Genomic DNA, 12,777 nt, shown 5'->3' with positions numbered 1-12,777 from the left:
TCGTCAGTGCGGCGCCTCCGGGTGCCCCGCCCCGTGCAGGTGGTCGACTACCACCCGCATACCGCCGTGCTCGAGCACCTCCATCCGGGCACCGTAGGTCCGCTCAAGGACCTCCGGGACCAGGACGGCCGCGGGGGGACCGGCCCCCGTCACCTTGCGGTTCAGGCACACGAGGTAGGGAAGGTGCGCGGCGACTCCGTTCAGATCGTGCGTGGTGAGCAGCACGGACAGGCCCTGCTGGTTGAGGTCCCCGAGCAGGTGCAGCAGCTCGTGCCGGGTCCGGACGTCCACCCCCGAGGTCGGCTCGTCGAGCAGGAGCAGGTCCGGACGGCGCATCAGCGCCCTGGCGATGAACGCGCGCTGCTGCTGTCCGCCCGAAAGCTCCTGGATGTGCCTGGCCTCCAAGTCCCGCATCCCGAGGCGGTCCAGCAGCTGCGCCACCTCTGCGCGCTCGGCGGCGCTGGTCCAAGGGAGCCGGCGGCGTGACAAGCGCCCCATCATCACGAGCTCGCCCACGGTCACCGGGAAGCTCCAGTTGACCGCCTCCACCTGAGGGACGTAGGACACCCGGACGCCCGGAGCCATCACGGCCACCCCTGAGCGTGGGCGGACGACCCCCAGCACGGCCCGGAGGAGGGTGGTCTTCCCCGAGCCCGAAGGACCGACCACGCCCACGAAGTCGCCGCGGTCGATTGTCAGGGACGCGTCCTCGATGGCCGCGGCGGAATCTGCGTAGTGGCACGTCACGGAATCCAGCGTCACCAGCCGCTTGTTCACTGCGGATACTCCGCCCGGTTGTCCACGACGTCGGACACGTCCAGGGACTTCAAGGCCGAGGCGTCGCCGCCGAGGGCTTCCACGATGGTCACGAGGTTGAACTGCATCAGCCCGAACCAGGAGTGGCCAGGATCCCCGGGGCGCCCGGGCAGGTCGTCGTCGCGCAGCGCGTCGACGTACCGGGCCCCCGACTCCCGCGCGATGCGCTCCAGGACCGGGCTCGGGAAAACCTCGGACCCGAAGATGGCCCCCACGCGCCTTTCCCGGACCTGATCGACCAGCGCGGCCAGCTCGCGCGGCGAGGGCTCCGAGAAGTCCGAGGGCTGGACTGCGCCGACCACGGTCCAGCCGTAGTCCCTGGCGAAGTAGGGAAACGAGTCGTGGTAGGTCAAAAGCGTCCGCCGCTCGGGGGACAGAGTCGCCGAGGCGGCGCGGACCGCCGCGTCCAGCTCGCCGGTCCGTTGCTCAAAGGCGGCCAGGTTGCGCTCGTAGTCGTCCCGCCGGCCGGGGTCGGCTTTCGACAGCTCGGTGGCGATGGTGCGCGCGTAGCGCTTGACGTACGGGGGGTTGGTCCAGGCGTGCGGGTTCGGGTCCCCTTTGGACTCCGGGAAGGAGAAGTCGAAGATCCGCTCGGAACGCGGGATGGTCCGGTCACCCAGGCGCACGATCCTGTCCCGGCCGGCGGTCTTGGCCGCGAGGCCCTCGAGGGAGATCTCGAGGTTGAGCCCGTTGACAAACACCAGCCGCGCATCCGACAGCGTCCGCGCCGTCCGCGGTGGTGGCTCGAACTCGTGGGCGTTCTCCCCCTCCGGGACCAGTCCGACCACGCGGGCCCCCGCGCCGGCGATGTTGGCGGCGACGTTCGTGATCGGCGACACGGAGGTGACCACCAGGGGCCCTGACTGCCCGCGCCCCGCGACGGGCGGGTCCTGAGCGCAGCCTGGGGCGGCGGCCAGCGCAACCGCGCCCAGGGCGGCGAGGTGACGGCGGACGGCCGATGCGCGGCGATGTCCCAAGCGTCCTCCGGTTCGTCAACGTGGCGCAGCGGCTGCGGCGGGCGGGAGCGACCCTGCCTCAGCCCATACTGAAGGTCATGATCGGCCACCACATGCGGCACCTCAGTCTGGACGACAAGTCGGAACGCCCCACTCTGCCCAAGGACCTGTGGCGCCGGGTCCTGAGGTTCGCCCGCCCACACCGGCGCAAGATCCTGGTGTTCCTGTTGACGGTAGTGGTCGGGTCGCTTCTGGCGCTGGTCCCCCCGAAGCTGATGGGGGAGCTGGTCGAGGCCCTTCAGAGTGCTGTGAAGGACCGCGATCGGGGGCAGGCGCCGCCGGCGTCCGCGTACGGGCTGGTGAACCTCCTGGGGCTGACGGTCGTCCTGCTGGCGCTGGTCAACACGGGGTTGTCCCTGGTCAGCCGCTGGTACTCGGCCCGCATAGGCGAAAGTGTGATCTTCGACCTGCGCGCGGCGCTGTTTGACCGCGTCCAGCGGATGCCGATCGCCTTTTTCACCCGCACGCAGACCGGAGCTCTCATCAGCAGGCTCAACAACGACGTCGTGGGAGCCCAGGGAGCGCTTACCAACACGCTGGGTGGAATCGTCTCCAACGCCGTGACGGTCGTGTTCACCCTGGCCGCGATGGTCTGGATCTCCTGGCAGTTGACGCTGCTCGCCCTCATCGTGCTGCCCGCTTTCATCCTGCCGTCGCGCAGGGTTGGAAGGAGGCTGCAGGCGGCCACCCGGGAGCAGATGAATCTCAACGCGTCGATGAACACGACCATGACCGAGCGCTTCAACGTGTCCGGGGCGCTGCTGGTGAAGCTGTTCGGGGACGCCGACGCGGAGCGCGACGAGTTCTCGGCCCGCGCCGCCCGGGTCCGCGACATCGGCGTGCGCCTGGCGGTCCTGTTCCGGACGTTCTTTCTCGGCCTCGGCCTCGTCGGAGCGGTGGGGACAGCCGCCGTCTACTGGGTCGGCGGGAGGATGGTGCTGTCGGGGGGCCTCGGCCTCGGCGAGCTCGTCACTTTCGCCGCCTACGTCGCCGCCATCTACTCGCCCATCGCCAACCTGACCAACGCCCGCGTGGACCTCATGACGGCGTTCGTGAGCTTCGATCGCGTGTTCGAGATCCTGGACCTCCCGCAGCCGCTGAAGGAGAAGCCGGAGGCGAAGGAACTCGACTCGCCGTCGGGACACGTCCGGTTCGAACAGGTGTGGTTCAGGTATCCGGCCCCCGAGGAGGTCCCGATCGGATCGCTGGAGGGCAAGGTCGAGCACGGGACGACTTCGGACTGGATCCTGCGGGACCTGTCCTTTGAGATCAGGCCCGGACAGATGGTCGCCCTGGTGGGACCGTCGGGGGCCGGCAAAACGACCATCTCGTCGCTCGTGCCCAGGCTGTACGACGTGACGCGAGGAACGGTGGTGTTCGACGGGGTGGACGTGCGAGACCTGCGGCTGGGATCACTGGCGGGTGCGATCGGAATCGTCACGCAGGACGCCCACATGTTCCACGACTCCCTGCGCGCCAACCTGCTGTACGCGCGGCCGGATGCGTCGGAGGAGGAGATGGTGCGCGCGTGCCGCGCCGCTCGCATACACGACCTCATCGCCTCGCTACCCGAGGGCTACGACACCGTCGTCGGGGAGCGTGGCTACAGGCTGTCCGGAGGCGAGAAGCAGCGGGTCGCGATCGCACGCGTGCTGCTCAAGGACCCGGCGCTGGTCATCCTCGACGAAGCGACCGCCCACCTGGACTCGGAGTCGGAGTCGCTGATCCAGCGCGCGCTGTCGGAGGCGCTGTCCGGGCGGTCCAGCCTGGTGATCGCCCACCGGTTGTCCACCATCGTCGCGGCCGACACGATCCTGGTGATCGACGGGGGCCGGATCGTGCAGCGCGGGACGCATGCGGAGCTGGTCGCGGCTGGGGGCCTGTACTCGGAGCTCTACCGCACGCAGTTCCAGACTTCGGCGGTCTAGGAGTGCAGGATCCGCACGACGTCGCCGTCCTGGACCACGTAGTCCCGGCCTTCCACGCGCAAACGGCCCTTCTGCCGGGCGGCGTCCCATGAACCGAACTCCATAAAGTCCTCGAAGCCCACCGCCTCCCAGCGGATAAAGCCCTTTTCGAAGTCGCTGTGGACGCTGCCGGCAGCCTGGGGGGCCTTTGTCCCCCGCGGGATCTCCCATGCCCGGGCCTCCACCTCGTTGCCTGTGAAAAACGTGATCAGGTCCAGCAGCTCGAACAGGGAGTGGACGAACCGCGTCGTGGCGGACTCGGTCACCCCGAACTCGGCCATGAGCTCGGCGGCGTCCTCCGACGACAGGTCCCCTGCCTCGGCCTCCAGCAGCCCCCGGACGGCTATGGCCGGCTGCGGAAGCCCGTCGGGGGTGCCGTCGTGGGTCTCGTCCACGTTCGCCACGACCAGGACGGGCTTCAGCGTCAGGGGCGTGAGCAGGCGCAGCGCGCGCTCGGCGTCGGCGTCCCACGACTCGTCGGACAGCCACCTGTCCTCCGACAGAACGGCCTCCGCCCGTTTGTAGGTCTCCAGCTCCACCTTGGCCTCCGCCGCCTGCGTTTTCAGCTTCTTACGCACGCGCTCTGTGGACTTTTCCAGAGTGGACAAATCGGCCAGCGCCAGCTCCGAGCGGAACTTCTCCAGATCCCCCGCGGGGTCGGCGTCAGAGCCGAAAGCCCGGACCACCACCGCCAGCGCGTCCGCCGCCCTGGCGTCCCCCAGGGACTGGGCGTTGAGGCCGGGGACGTCCACCAGCCGGACCTGGCCAGCTGTGACCTTGCGCGACTGCAGCATCGCCGTGAGCCGGTCCAGCCGCTCATCCGGGACCGCCACCACCGCGACATTGGCCTTGGCCGCGCCGGGGGGAGCCGACGAGTGGGCGCGCGACACTGCACCCCAAATCGTGGACTTACCCGAGTACGTAAGTCCCACCACCGCGACATCCTTCAAGGGGCACCGGCTCCCACGATCGACGAGGCGCTATCGATAGAAGCTAAACAGGTGCGACAGATTTCGGCGCCTCCCCCGTTTCTCTCTGGTGAGCGCACCCCCTCAGCAGCGTAAGAACCGGGCCTCCCCAGGGCCCGGTTCTTTCTTTGCGCCGAAGGCGTCAGCTGCGGCGGCCGGGTGGAAGCTCGGGGGTCTGGCGCCGGCCGCCCATGAACTGCCTGATCACGCGCACTGCGATGGTCGATATGACGACCCTGAACAACTGTCTGAATATCCAGCCCATGAGGCGTTCATTCCCGCCGGGGGTCCCGCGAAACCCTTCGTGCGAGAACCGAAGGGGGGCCGGGGCGACGGCTGGAGCGGACCTCTGCGTTTCTTACAGGTGAGCGCACCCCCTCAGCAGCGTAAGAACCGGGCCTCCCCAGGGCCCGGTTCTTTCTTTTCCCCGCCTTCGAACGGAGCGTCGGTGAGGATGCCGCGAACCGGCGACCGCTGAGTTCTACTCGACCCCCACCGCCCCCGAGATGACGTCCAGAGAGCGTCGCGCGAGGCTCGGCACGTATTCGTCCAGCGTCTCGAACATCGGGTCGTCGGCCATCCCGTCCAGCCACCGGCGGTAGGAGCTTTCCATGATGATCGCAATCTTCCACCCGGCCAGAGCCGCGTAAAAGCGGAGGTTGTCGATCTCGCGACCGGACGTCTTCGCATACCGCTGGGCCAGCTCGGCCCTTGTCGGGTAGCCGGGAGCCTGAGTGGCGATCGTTCTCACGAAGCCGCCGGCCGGGTCGCCCGCTTCCAGCGAGAAGTAGAGCATCCAGCCGAGGTCCACCAGCGGGTCGCCGACCGTGGAGATCTCCCAGTCGACGACGGCCACGATCCGCGGCGGCGGCGCCGGCGCGAACATCACGTTGTCGAGCTTGTAGTCGCCGTGGGTCAGCGTCGACTCCCGCTGTTGCGGAGCGTGTGCCCGCAGCCAGTCCCCCAGCTGGTCTATCTCCGGGATGTCACGGCCCCGGACGAGGTCGTACAGCTGCTGCATCCGCACGAGGTTGCGGACGAGGAACTCCCCGGGCTTGCGCGCGAAGCCCTCCAGCCCGGCTCCCCGCCAGTCCACCTCGTGGATGGCGGCGAGAGTGTCCGCGAGAGTTTCCCCCAACGCACGCCGGCTCTCCGGGGAATCGAACACGTCCGGGATCTCGTCTCGGACGACCACGCCCTCGACCGGCTCCATCAGGTAGAAGGTCGAATCGATGTAGGACGTGTCCTCGCACATCGCGATGGGACGCGGGACGGGCACCGGCAGCCCGGCGCCCTCGATAGCGGACATCACCCTGAACTCCCGGGACATGTCGTGCGTCGAGGGCAGGATCTCGCCGCGCGGAGGACGCCGCAGCACCCATTGCCTCTCGCCCCTCGTGACCAGGAAGGTCAGGTTCGAGTGACCCTCCCCGAGGCGGGAGACGTCCAGGGGGAGGTCCGAGGCGCCGAATCGCTCGTCCAGAAAGCGGGACAGTCCCTGCCGGGGGACGAGGTCGTCCATCCGGGGATTATCGCGTGACGGCTACCGGGGGTCCGGGGTGGGTTCGTCGTCGCTTGTGTCGCGAATCGTGAAGGATTCGTCGTCGCTGGAGAAGATCTGTTTCAGGACGGCCTCGCCGGACTCCCCCGCTGGGTTGTCGTCCGGGTCGGGGACCGCGGACAGGTAGGCCTCGGCATCGGACGGATCCACGGCCTCGCGCAGCATGTCCGCGTCTTCGTCCGCGAAGACCTCGCCCGGGTCGATGCCGGACACCCTGAGCGCCTCAATCGCCGTGTAGAGGGTGGCGGCCAGCTCCAAAAAGGCCTCGTAGCTCATGAAGACGGCCTTCGGCTCGCCGCTCTCGCTGGCGACGAGAACCGGAACCACGTCGTCTCCAACCGGCAGCTGATGGCGCTTGAACTGCATTCCGCCCACGGGTAACGCCTTCCTCTCACCCCAACGAACCCCGCCCCCGGGGGGAAGGTGTCACGGCATTCCTACCCAATTCCGCGACGGCTGCCCCCTCCGGCTGCGTTTATTCGGGTGACGGGGCAGGACCCTGCCACTCGACGTGCCTGCGACAGGAGGCCGGATGCCGGGCGTTTCCGCAGCTCAGGCGGCACTTTCGCCCCAGCGCGCCGGCGGCGTCCGCCCGGGCGACACCCAGATCGTCAACGGCCTGCGCAGCGGCGACCATGGCGCACTGGAGCGCCTGATGTCCGAGTACGGGCGGCTGATCGCGTCCTGGGCGGGTTCCGGCGACTTTGAGCCCGAGGACGTGGTCCAGGAGGTCCTTCTTCGGGTATGGCGGTCCCGGGAGTCCCTGTCGCCGGACACGAGCCTTCCCCCGCTGCTCAAGACGATCACCGGCAACGCCGTCCGCAACCGCTGGAGAGCGAGTTCCAGGCGGCCGTCGGTGCCGGCGGGACTGGATCCGGCCGCCGGCCGGGCGGCCGAGGATCAGATTGGCCGCCGGACCGACAGCATCGCGATGGCCCAGGTGATGGAGTCGCTGGCGCCGCGCGAGCGCGAGGTTCTTGAGCTGCTGTACCTGTTCGACCTGCCGTCGTCGGAGGTGGCCAGGAGGCTGGACTCCTCCCTGGACGGCGTCAAGAGCCTCGCCGCCAGGGCCCGCCGCAGACTCAGGGCAGAGCTGCAGGCGGCGGACCCCGACTCCAAGCCGTAGATCTGCACCCCGGCTGCTAGTCTTCCCCCGATGTTCCGATCCCGGCTGTCCGCGGCCTTGTGCTGCCTCGCCCTGACCCTCGCCTCGGCGGCCTTCGCCGCCCATGCGCCGGGGGCCTCAGCGCGGGCTTTTCGGGCGGCTCCCGCAGCCGGCCCCACACCCGCACCGGCTGTCCCCAGGCCGGGAGAGCGCGCGGTGGTGATCGAAGGCCAGGGAGCCGCCCACGGCATGGGACTGGCGATGGACGGAGTCCAGGGCCAGGCGCGCGCCGGGTGGCCGTACCGCAAGATCCTCGGGCTGTTCTACAAGGGCGCCGTCTACGGCAAGACGAGCGCCCCGATAAGGGTGGGAGTGGCGTCGTCCAACCAGCACGCGGTGGTCCTGCCTGAGGGAGGCACGGTCTCTGACGCCCCTCCCGGGGGCCGGGCCGGCTCCGGATTCCCCCTGGCTATGCCGGCAGGAGCGCGTGTGGTCATCGCCTACGCGGGCGGCAACTACACGGTCCGCGCGACCAACGTGGTGGGCGCTGCGCAAGCTGATCCGTCCCCGTCGCCGACACCCACGTCGTCTCCGGCCCAGTCGCCACTGCCGGGGCCGTCTGACTCGCCCTCCCCGGCCCCCACGGAGGACCCGCCCGAGGAGCCGTCGCCTCCCGGGCGCCAGCCCGGGACGACCACGCGTCCCGTGTGGGTGGTCCCCAAGGGGTCGCCGGCGCTGACGCGGCTGGAGACCACGGGCTACCGGTACCGCGGCCGTTTCGAGATGAGGTACTCAGCCACGTCCGGGTCGCTGTGGGCGGTCAACCACGTGGACATGGAGAGCTACGTGCAGGGCATCGCCGAGGAGAAGGGGGCCGGGTGGCCCGTAGAGGGACTGAAGGTGCTGGCCGTCGCCTCGCGGTCCCTGGCCGAGGCGACGCGGACCTGGTACTCCAAGCACCACGTCAACGGCTTCGACATCTGCCCGACCGGGGCCTGCCAGGTGTACCTGGGCTATGACGGCGAGGAGCCGTCCATGGTCGCGGCAACCAGGGCCACGTCCGGCGAGATCCTCACCCACGGAGGACGGGCGATCCTGGCCATGTACCACGGCAACGGCGGCGGCAAGACCGACACGCACGGCCTCATCTACGGAAACGGAAGCCGCGACGCCCATCCCTACCTGAGTGCGGTGGAATACCCGTTTGCGAACATCAAGCGCTGGAACCGGACCTTTTACCCCGCTCAGGTGTCTGCGGCTGCGGGGGTTCCGGGCGAGCTGCAGTCGGTGGAAATCCTCCAGAGAGGCGACTCGCCGCGCGTGCGCAAGATGCGGCTGACCGGCAGCCGCGGCAGCGTGGAGATGACCGGGATCAAGTTCATGGAGGTGCTTGGCCTGCCGTCGGCCTGGTTCGACGTCAAGATCTCGACCGGAGAGCCGCCGCCGCCCGAGCAGCCGGCGGCCCCTGTGCCCGTCGAGGCCGGTACCGACCTGGCGGCCCCGCCGCCGCAGCCCGTCGCCGTCCGCCCCGATCCCCCGCTGCGGAAGGCGTCGTCCCAGACCCCGAGCCTCATCGCCCTGGCGGTGGTGTGCCTGGCTGGAGCCGTGAAGGTGTCTGCCGACCGCCTTCGGCTGCGCTGAGGACTCAATCCCGCGACAGGAACTCCACCATCGCGTCGCGGTAGGCGGCGGAGTTGATCACGTTCAGGTGCGTCCCTTGAGCCAGCCGCAGTTCGGCCCCCGGAATCGCACGGGCCAGAGCTTGCGGTGAGCCGATCACCGGATCGCCCTCCGCCGCCAGGACCAGGACCGGCGAAGTGATCTTCGCCAGCTCCTCGTGGGAGAACCTCCGCCGACCGGCCCGCCAGCAGGCGGCGAGCGCGAAGCGATCGGCCTTCGTGCGGTCCGCGAAGTCGCGGAACCCGCGGGCCGTGCGATCCGTCACGGACCCGGGGTCGTCAGTCTCCAGCGCCGACGCCACCAGCTCGCGGTCCGGGTTCGGGGGGTTGAGCAGCCTGTCCCCGGTGCCGCCCAGCACCGCGCGGTTGATTCGGGGGTCGTCCAGGACGAGCGCGAGCCCGGTCCTTGCCCCCATCGAGTAACCGGCGACCGCGCACGAATCCAGGCCCAGGTGGTCAAGGAGAGCCGAGCAGTCCCGCGTCATCGCCTCTCCCGTGTACGCCTCCACGGCGTGCGGCTTGTCCGACAGGCCGTGCCCGCGCGCGTCGGGCATGATCACGGACAGCCCAGCAGCCGTCAGCGCCTTCGCGAGCCCCGGACGCACCCAGTTGATGAACGACGTCGAAGCGAAGCCGTGCAGCAGCACCACCGGCGGGCCGTCGCCCTCGATGTCGTAGTGAAGCCGCGTGGCGTCGAACGATCCGAACTCCGGCATGGCGCGATAGCATCGTTGCCTATGGAGGTCGTCGCGTACCAGTCGCGGCCCTCACTGCGGCGGCCCGTGCTGATCGCCGCGTTCCGGGGGTGGACGGATGCCGCTGACGCGGCTTCGCTCGCGCTCGGCTTCCTGCGCAAGCACTTCGGCGCCAGCGCCTACGCCTCCATCGACCCGGAGGAGTTCTTCGACTTCACCGTCCAACGCCCGCACGTGGTGCTCGAGGACGGCATCACGCGCCGTATCGAGTGGCCGACCACGTCGTTCTTCCACGCCGAGATGCCGGGCACTGGACGAGACGCGGTCCTTCTGTCGGGGATAGAGCCGTCCACGAAGTGGAGGACGTTCTGTGACTCCGTAATCGACGTGGCGCGCGCGTCCGGGACCGAGATGGTGATCACCCTCGGCGCGCTTCTGTCCGACGTCCCGCACTCACGGCCGGTGAAGGTGACGGGGACCGCCTATGAGCCGGACCTCGCGCGCCGGCTCGGGTTCGCACAATCGACCTACGAGGGCCCCGCCGGGATCCTGTCCGTGCTGCACCACGCGTGCGGCATGGCGTCGATCCCGTCGGCGAGCCTGTGGGCCCAGGTCCCCTACTACGTGCAAGCCAACCCCTCTCCCAAGGCGGCGCTGGAGCTCATCCGGCGCCTGTCGCGGCTGCTTTCCTTTCAAGCGGACACATCCGAGCTGGAGGAGGACACCCGCACGTACGAGAAGAAGGTGGCGGAGGCGGTGGAGGCCGATCCCGACGTCGTGGCCCAGGTGGCCGAGCTGGAGCGGGCTTCGGACGCCGAACCCAAGGAAATCCCCTCCGGAGACGAACTTGCGGCCGAGTTCGAGCAGTACCTCAAGCACCTGAAGGACGACGAGTAGCGGCGTGAGCCGCACCGAACCGGTCATCGCCTGATGTCGCTGATCGACGTGGCGATAATCCTGCTGCTGGTCGCGGCCGTCGCGCACGGCGTAACCCAGGGCGCGGCCATCCAGGTGTTGTCTTTCGGGGGCCTGATCGGAGGCTTCGTCGCCGGCGCCGCCCTGGCCACGGTGGCGGCTGGGATGGTCCAGACGCAGCAGAGCAAGGCGCTCGTGTCGATGTCCGTTTTCTTCATCTCGGGGCTGATCGGCGGCATGTTCGGACGCACCCTGGGCACCCATGCCTGGAAAACGCTTCAGGAGCTGAGGCTGGGGGTCGCCGACGCCCTTCTCGGCGCCGTCTTCGCCGCCATCGCGACCCTCGCCGCTGTGTGGCTGTTCACAGTCCTGCTGTCCAAAGGGCCGACGCAGACGATCTCATCGGCGATCCACAGCTCTGCGATCGTGCGCGCCCTGGAGGACAGGCTTCCCGGACCTCCGACGGTCCTGGCCCGGCTCGGACAGCTCATCGACACGTCGAAGTTCCCCCAGGTGTTCGAGGGACTCGAACCGGGACCGGCTCCCCCGGTCGCTCTGCCGCCCGATCCCGCGGTGCGTGCCGCGGTTGCCGCCGCCGGCAGGGCGACCGTCCGCGTGTTCGGCCCGGCATGCGGTGGTGTGCAGACGGGGTCGGGGTTCGTGGCCGCGCCGGGACTGGTGGTGACCAACGCCCACGTGGTGGCGGGGATGAGCGGGAGCATCACCGTCCAGGACGCCAAGGGCCGGCACAGGGCGCAGGTGATGCTGTTCGATCCCAGCCTCGACGTGGCGGTGCTGCGGACGTCCGGGCTGGCCGCCGGACCTCTGCCCATCGCGCCCGCGGCAGCGGACCGCGGCACGCAGGGCGCGTTCCTGGGCTACCCCGGCGGGGGCCCGTTCCAGGCGGCGCCGGCCGCGGTCCTGCGGACCTTCCAGGCCACCGGACGCGACATCTACGGCCGCAACACCACGCGCCGCAACGTCTACCAGCTCAGCGGCGCCGTCCGAGAAGGCAACTCGGGGGGGCCGCTCGTCCGGCCCTCGGGCGAGGTGATCGGCGTGATCTTCGCGGCGTCCACGACCGACGACAATGTGGGTTACGCGCTGACTTCTACTGAGGTTTTGCCGCGGGTTCGGGAGGCGCAGGGCCGGAGTGCAGCTGTTAGCTCTGGGCCTTGTGCGGCTTAGGGTTGGGCTGGGGTCGGTGCGCATCCCACCCCTTGTGGGGGTTGGTCCCTGGCGCGTCGGTGCGTTCGTTGGGTGATGCGTTCGTTGAGAAAAGAAAGAGCCCGGCTCCCGTGGGGGGGCCGGGCTCTTTGGTCGCTTGATCTACGGGGTGGCGTCAGCCGTTGGGGCTGTGGTTGGTGCTGATGTCACTCGGACTGTTGCTGTCGGGGAGGATGTGCGGCGCGGGGTTGGGGTGGGGGTGCGGGTTCCGGTTCCGGTGCGCGGGGTGGCGGTGGTGCCGGGGCGCAGGGTTCCGCGGGGGCTGCCGCTTGCCTGAGCGGCCGGGTTGACCTGGACCTGGCGCGCCTCCAGGACGCACTGGCCGGCCAGCTCGAGCAGCACGCCGGTGACAGCCACGCGCTGGCCTGCCAAGCTCTGCGGGAAACGTGCGTTGTCCACGACGGTTTCGGGCTCGAAGACCGACGGGCCCTCGTAGTAGACGGCTATCTGGTCGTTGTTCTCGAAACCACAGGCCTGTAGCGGCGAGTCGACGCTGCTGGCGACCACGACGAACCCGGCCGCCTCCTCGTCGTCGTCGGTACCGGCCGCGCCGGTCGCTCTGGGCGACGATGCGTCGTCTGTGGCGTCCAGGTCATCGTCCAGATCGGTACGGCCGGTGGTGGCCGCCGAGGGGCTCAGGGTGTAGCGGATGGTGCCCTCGAGAGCAAAGTCGGTGCCCGGTGGAGTCGAGTCCGGGGTCTCGGACGTGCGGGGGCTGGTCGTCCGGCGTGACGTCTCTTCGGTGTCGTCCGGACGGCAGGCGCCCAGAACCAGAAGTGCGATGGCAGTGATGGTGAGCAGCTTGCGCATGTCTTCCTCTCGCCGTTT

General features: G+C 69.4%; 13 protein-coding genes. 5 read left to right on the top strand and 8 right to left on the bottom strand.

The window, feature by feature from the left end; translation table 11 throughout:
* Nucleotides 1–3: 3 nt before the first annotated feature.
* Together VNE62_00535 and VNE62_00530 are read right to left on the bottom strand one after the other, a co-directional pair.
* Nucleotides 4–777 (bottom strand): metal ABC transporter ATP-binding protein, encoded by a 774-nt coding sequence (locus VNE62_00535; GenBank protein ID HVE90777.1) that lies wholly within the window; start codon nt 775–777, stop codon nt 4–6.
* The gene (locus tag VNE62_00530) at nt 774–1,793 is read right to left on the bottom strand and encodes a metal ABC transporter substrate-binding protein (GenBank protein HVE90776.1); all 1,020 of its coding nucleotides are present in this window, start codon (nt 1,791–1,793) and stop codon (nt 774–776) included. The genes VNE62_00535 and VNE62_00530 overlap by 4 nt, the downstream gene beginning before the upstream one ends.
* On the opposite strand from VNE62_00530, the gene VNE62_00525 reads away from it, so the two are divergent.
* The gene (locus tag VNE62_00525; protein ID HVE90775.1) at nt 1,775–3,760 is read left to right on the top strand and encodes an ABC transporter ATP-binding protein; all 1,986 of its coding nucleotides are present in this window, start codon (nt 1,775–1,777) and stop codon (nt 3,758–3,760) included. The two genes, VNE62_00530 and VNE62_00525, sit on opposite strands and share 19 nt — an antisense overlap.
* Here the strand turns inward: VNE62_00525 and VNE62_00520 are convergent.
* The 4 genes from VNE62_00520 to VNE62_00505 form a co-directional block, all read right to left on the bottom strand.
* Nucleotides 3,757–4,749 (bottom strand): DUF933 domain-containing protein, encoded by a 993-nt coding sequence (locus VNE62_00520; protein HVE90774.1) that lies wholly within the window; start codon nt 4,747–4,749, stop codon nt 3,757–3,759. The two genes, VNE62_00525 and VNE62_00520, sit on opposite strands and share 4 nt — an antisense overlap.
* Nucleotides 4,750–4,909: 160 nt before the next feature.
* A complete protein-coding gene (locus VNE62_00515; GenBank protein ID HVE90773.1) occupies nt 4,910–5,032 on the bottom strand; it encodes a hypothetical protein in 123 nt (40 codons plus the stop codon).
* Nucleotides 5,033–5,248: 216 nt separating this feature from the next.
* The gene (locus VNE62_00510; GenBank protein ID HVE90772.1) at nt 5,249–6,289 is read right to left on the bottom strand and encodes a phosphotransferase family protein; all 1,041 of its coding nucleotides are present in this window, start codon (nt 6,287–6,289) and stop codon (nt 5,249–5,251) included.
* A gap of 21 nt (nt 6,290–6,310) precedes the next feature.
* Complete coding sequence (locus tag VNE62_00505) at nt 6,311–6,703, bottom strand: hypothetical protein (protein ID HVE90771.1); 393 nt, start codon at nt 6,701–6,703, stop codon at nt 6,311–6,313.
* Nucleotides 6,704–6,860: 157 nt separating this feature from the next.
* On the opposite strand from VNE62_00505, the gene VNE62_00500 reads away from it, so the two are divergent.
* Nucleotides 6,861–7,454 (top strand): sigma-70 family RNA polymerase sigma factor, encoded by a 594-nt coding sequence (locus VNE62_00500; GenBank protein ID HVE90770.1) that lies wholly within the window; start codon nt 6,861–6,863, stop codon nt 7,452–7,454.
* A gap of 30 nt (nt 7,455–7,484) precedes the next feature.
* Nucleotides 7,485–9,074: a SpoIID/LytB domain-containing protein gene (locus VNE62_00495; GenBank protein HVE90769.1), complete on the top strand. Its 1,590-nt coding sequence runs from the start codon at nt 7,485–7,487 to the stop codon at nt 9,072–9,074.
* Nucleotides 9,075–9,078: 4 nt separating this feature from the next.
* Here VNE62_00495 and VNE62_00490 read toward each other — a convergent pair whose 3' ends face one another.
* Complete coding sequence (locus VNE62_00490; protein HVE90768.1) at nt 9,079–9,828, bottom strand: alpha/beta hydrolase; 750 nt, start codon at nt 9,826–9,828, stop codon at nt 9,079–9,081.
* 21 nt (nt 9,829–9,849) lie between these two features.
* Between VNE62_00490 and VNE62_00485 the strand changes: the two genes are divergently transcribed.
* Nucleotides 9,850–10,704 (top strand): PAC2 family protein, encoded by an 855-nt coding sequence (locus tag VNE62_00485; protein HVE90767.1) that lies wholly within the window; start codon nt 9,850–9,852, stop codon nt 10,702–10,704.
* A 33-nt stretch (nt 10,705–10,737) separates the two neighbouring features.
* The gene (locus VNE62_00480) at nt 10,738–11,910 is read left to right on the top strand and encodes a MarP family serine protease (GenBank protein ID HVE90766.1); all 1,173 of its coding nucleotides are present in this window, start codon (nt 10,738–10,740) and stop codon (nt 11,908–11,910) included.
* Between the two features lie 141 nt (nt 11,911–12,051).
* Here VNE62_00480 and VNE62_00475 read toward each other — a convergent pair whose 3' ends face one another.
* Nucleotides 12,052–12,759: a hypothetical protein gene (locus VNE62_00475; protein HVE90765.1), complete on the bottom strand. Its 708-nt coding sequence runs from the start codon at nt 12,757–12,759 to the stop codon at nt 12,052–12,054.
* Between the last annotated feature and the right edge of the window lie 18 nt (nt 12,760–12,777).

The sequence above is a fragment of the Actinomycetota bacterium genome, from assembly GCA_035536535.1.
GTDB lineage: Bacteria > Actinomycetota > JAICYB01 > JAICYB01 > JAICYB01 > DATLNZ01.
The sequence above is the reverse complement of the archived record's forward strand: the minus strand, read 5'-3'. Positions and strand labels throughout refer to the sequence as shown.